Raw genomic sequence first — 3,013 nt, 5'->3', positions numbered from 1 at the left:
GATACAAAAGCAGACCAAGATACATCAGAGATTGATTTAGCTAATTTATGATTACGCAACATGCCTTTTGCGTTCAAGTCTTCGATACAGATGATATCGTGGTTTTTGATGATCTCTGTACTCAACTTGTTTAAGTAGTCGTCCCGTTGATTGATGACTCTTTCATGTAATCTAGCAACTTTACGCTTTTGCTTCTGATAGTTTTTCGCATCAAGAAGATCGATTCCTTTATTTTTAGCGATTAATGCACGTCTTGATAATTTGCGTTGCTCACGTTTTAAATTCTTCTCCATTTTGGAAGTGAACTTATGATTGTCAATCTTGTGACCATCAGAAAGGATAGCAAAGTCAGTAATTCCTAGGTCGATACCGATGGCAGAATCAGCTTTTTCAAGTGGTTGTTTGTCAACTTCTGTAAGAATGGACACGAAGTATTTTCCGCTTGAATTTCGTCTAACAGTAACATTCATAATACGTCCATGTACCTCACGACTTTTGGCAAACTTAACAAAACCGAGCTTTGGTAGCTTGATCTTATTATCTACAATAGCAATATTGCCGTTTGTATACTTAGTCGTATAAGATTGAACGTTGTTTTTCTTAGATTTAAAGCGTGGTTTGTCATTCTGCTTTTTGAAAAAGCGATTATATGCATCTGCGAGGTTTTTAATTGCTGATTGAATAGCAATGCTGTCTACTTCTTTCAACCACTCTAGCTCCATTTTGAGCTGCGGCAGTTGAGCAGAACAAGAGTTGTAAGTCAGACCTTTACCAGTTTCTTTGTATACGTCATTCCACATATCTAAGAAGTGATTAAAGACAAAACGAGAGCAACCGATTGTTTTCGCAATCAGTATTTCCTGCTCTTTATTTGGATAGATTCTGAACTTATAAGCCTTTTTGACTAACAATGCTTTCACCTCACTTCATTCCTTGGTTTTCGATGTATTTTCTAATTATGAATGGGCGAACCACCAGTAGTTAACAAACAAAAACTTCTTGACCAGAACAAATGTGAGCATGGTCTTTGGGTATAATCACGCCTTCCTCTGATACGCCTGATTATACAATAAGGCATGATGTGTTTAAATACTTTTGGCTAACGCCAACCACAATTCATCTCCCACCTATCACTGGGTTACGCCCTGCGCGTGATTGAGGAAGGAGTCTTCTTGTGGAAAACCGATAAATAGCTGTTGTTATTTTTAGTTTTCCTTATTGTATGATATAATTCATTTACTGACTAACCTAAGCAAGACAATATTAAGCTGTAGCGATGCCGTACGCTACAGCTTTTTTTGTAATGAATATAGGCTCACTAAAATCATTATCCATCTCAAGAATTATTACTTTCCAAATACTCCTCGGCTAATTGAGGATTTCTGTATATCGCCATACCAGTTTTCAACTTTTTAAAGCCAACCTTTTCATAAAAAGGTTCATTTCCTGTTGTTGCAATTAAGTGAATACAAGATACATCCCCTAATTGCTGAATAATGTCATCTAAAAGATTCCTGGCAATCCCTCTTCCTTGATAATCTCTATGTACTACAACATCATAAATAGAAGCATTGAAAACACCGTCAGAAAGTGCTCTCGCAAATCCTATAATTTGATGATCTTTTACTGCGAAAACTTGGTGTGTACTTGCCATTGAAAACTTTTCTTATTATGCTTTCGTCATGTTTCATCCACCCTACCGATTGATAAACCTCTTTTAACATTGTTAGTTCGTTTTCCTCTACTTTATATGTAAGTAAAACCATTCTCCATTCCCCCAATTTATTTGTCATTTCTTTAAATATATACATACTGGTTACTGTATTTCACCATCAAAATTAAACATGAATATATATCATTTATAAATCAAGCCTATTGACGAACATTCGTTCTGGTATTAGAATAATAAAAAAAGGAGGCAATTTTATGCAAAAAATGAACACCATCGAATTAGTACATTTCTCAGAAGAGTATGTGGATAGTTTGAATGATTTTGACCTTCCGGAAGAACAAAGTCAATTTACTGCCCTTCCAAAAGAGATTTCTATAGAAACGGTTGGACAATATCCGATTGTTATTTTGAGTGACAATGTACCTGTAGGGTTTTTTGTCCTGCACGCAACGGAAAGAGTAAAAGAGTACTCTAATAATCCAAAAGCTATGCTACTTACTGCCTTCTCTATTGACCATAAACAGCAAGGAAATGGGTATGCCAAAAAAGGGATGCTGACACTGCCTGAATTTATTAAAAGAAAATTTAAAGATTGTAATGAAGTCGTTTTAGTCGTTAATCGTAAAAATATTCCTGCTCAAAATTTGTATTTAAAAGCTGGCTTTGTCGATAACGGGGAAAGAAGAATGGGACGTATTGGCGAGCAAATTGTTATGAACCTAAACATCTAATAGATTTCCAAAAATCACTCGACATGTCATGGGTGATTTTTTTGTTCTCCCCTTACAGCATACGACCTTGTTGATCGTCTATCTGAATGCTGTGGAGTACCTATAACAAAAGCTCAGAGAGATAATGCAGCAAACTCTTATGAATTGTGGAGTTGATCCTCTATACACAGCTCATCGAAGAAGGATGTGGGGGATTGTTAAGGGAGGTTTGTTGTAAATCGAAACACGATATTCCTGTTTGAACTACCCCCACTTATCGACCTTCCGGTCTAGATTGAAGTGGGAGATTCTTGGGAACAGAGCATACTTGTTGGTGTATTTCTTTACCAACAGCGGTTTCTCTTATTTACCAAGCTATCTCCGTAGATTCCTACGGTTCTATGATTATTCAAACCGAGGCTAATGTTCGTAAGCCTTCAGCTAGAATATTTTTACTAGCATTAATATCTCTATCGTGGTTTGCATGACAAATAGGACAAGTCCAGTCTCTTATTTTAAGAGATTTCTTGCCATCATGATGTCCACAATCAGAACATATTTGGCTAGATGGAAACCATCTGCTTACTTTGACGATTGTTTTGCCATACCAAGTTGCTTTGTATTCTAATTT

Annotated in this window: 3 protein-coding genes and 2 pseudogenes; 1 reads left to right on the top strand and 4 read right to left on the bottom strand. The window is 36.2% G+C overall.

The genetic code is table 11. The features are described 5' to 3' along the window. The 3 genes and pseudogenes from tnpB to ABE34_RS10465 form a co-directional block, all read right to left on the bottom strand. Positions 1-911 (bottom strand): IS200/IS605 family element RNA-guided endonuclease TnpB (gene tnpB / locus ABE34_RS10475; protein ID WP_197142339.1); only part of this gene is annotated, 911 nt, incomplete at its 3' end. 10 nt (positions 912-921) lie between these two features. Then, positions 922-1,012, bottom strand: a pseudogene (locus ABE34_RS10470) (transposase); the annotation flags it as partial. Between the two features lie 324 nt (positions 1,013-1,336). Then, positions 1,337-1,766 (bottom strand): annotated as a pseudogene (locus tag ABE34_RS10465) (GNAT family N-acetyltransferase). A 160-nt stretch (positions 1,767-1,926) separates the two neighbouring features. Here ABE34_RS10465 and ABE34_RS10460 point away from each other — a divergent pair. Beyond that, positions 1,927-2,403: a GNAT family N-acetyltransferase gene (locus tag ABE34_RS10460; protein ID WP_197142338.1), complete on the top strand. Its 477-nt coding sequence runs from the start codon at positions 1,927-1,929 to the stop codon at positions 2,401-2,403. Between the two features lie 388 nt (positions 2,404-2,791). Here ABE34_RS10460 and ABE34_RS10455 read toward each other — a convergent pair. Then, on the bottom strand, positions 2,792-3,013 hold a 222-nt coding region (locus tag ABE34_RS10455), incomplete at its 5' end, for a zinc ribbon domain-containing protein (RefSeq protein WP_197142337.1).

This window comes from Lysinibacillus sphaericus (genome assembly GCF_015844675.1).
Classification (GTDB): domain Bacteria; phylum Bacillota; class Bacilli; order Bacillales_A; family Planococcaceae; genus Lysinibacillus; species Lysinibacillus sphaericus_E.
This window is presented reverse-complemented; position numbering and strand designations above follow the sequence as displayed.

Bases quoted from the DNA above. Each gene is read 5' to 3' on its own strand.
- ABE34_RS10460 (WP_197142338.1), top strand. From the start codon at position 1,927: ATGCAAAAAATGAACACCATCGAATTAGTACATTTCTCAGAAGAGTAT.